1 protein-coding gene is annotated in these 1,214 nt (G+C 70.3%); it reads right to left on the minus strand.

Annotated features, from left to right (window positions below; translation table 11 throughout):
* The coding region (locus tag ACFV15_RS47700) for an RHS repeat-associated core domain-containing protein (RefSeq protein WP_378360111.1) at positions 1–1,214 on the minus strand (1,214 nt) is incomplete at both ends.

Genomic DNA, 1,214 nt, shown 5'->3' on the forward strand with positions numbered 1-1,214 from the left:
GCCCGGACGAGATAGGTGTGGATTTCGCTGACGCTGAGGTTGTAAACGGTCTGCTCGGCGACCTCGCCGCGGTCGAGAACCGAAGTGACGGTCACGGTTCCGGCGGCGGCCGGGCCACGGATCGCGTCGCCCGCCGTGATCTCGCCCGCGTCCACCCAGCCGCGGCCGGAGACCCAGATCGGGTGGCCCGCGGTGGCGGTGATCATGGCGCCATCGGTGCTGATGTCGATCAGGTGCTTGGTGCCATGGCCGACGACGACCGAAGCGACGGGCTCGGCGATCGTCGCGCCGGTCGCCGGGTCGGTGGCCTGCACCAGGTCACCGGTCTTGATCTCACTGATCGGTTTGGTGGTGCCGTCGCCCATCACCACCAAGGTCTCGGGGGTGAACGAGTTCCCCGTCGCGCAGCTGGCGGCCTTGGCGGCTTTCGCCACCACCGGAGCTTCCTTGGCGACGCTCTTGGCGACCGCGCCGACCAGCTTCCCGCCGGGGATCATGCCGAGCGCGTTCGCGGCGGCGGCGGCCTTGTTGCCCTGCGCGAGCTGGCCGACCACGGCGGCGCCGGAGGCGACCGTCCCGATCGGACCTGGCACGAAGGCCACCACTTCGGCCGCCTTGGTCGCGACCCGAACCGCCGACTTCAGGCTGAACGTCCCCGCGAGATCCAAGCCGTTGATCGGATCAGCGTCGACGTAGTCGTAGTCGTTCGCGGAGCCGCCCGCGACCGGGTCGACCTGCAGGAACCGGCCCAGCACCGGCAGGTAGACGCGCGCGCCCATCTCCACGGCCTGCTGGCCGGCGAGCTGCTCCACCGGCCGTTCATGCTGGCCGAGCCACCCGTAGTTCATGCCGCCCGCGGCCGTGGCGGGGATCGGGATCGCACCGAACGCACCGGTTCCGGGATTGATGTTCTGCCCGAACGGGTCATACAGGTGGATGTCCGTGGTGCGGGCGGCGGTGCCGTCGGCGGTGAACAGCACGTCGCCGTGCAGGTTCGGGTAGGACCAGTTGGTGGTGGCCGCCTGGTCGTAATTCTTGGTCAGCAGCACCCCGCCGGACAGCGGCACGATCCGCTGCAGCAGCCTGCCCGCGCTGTCGAGAATGAGGTCGGCGGTGTCATGCTGGGAGCTGTAGGCGTAGCGGGTGGTCCCGTTCGCCGACGCGTCGGCCGCGCCGGTGACCGTGCGGGAGGTCAGCCGGTTCTGCGGGTCCCG

It is taken from the genome of Amycolatopsis sp. NPDC059657, assembly GCF_042734395.1.
Taxonomy (GTDB): Bacteria; Actinomycetota; Actinomycetes; order Mycobacteriales; family Pseudonocardiaceae; genus Amycolatopsis.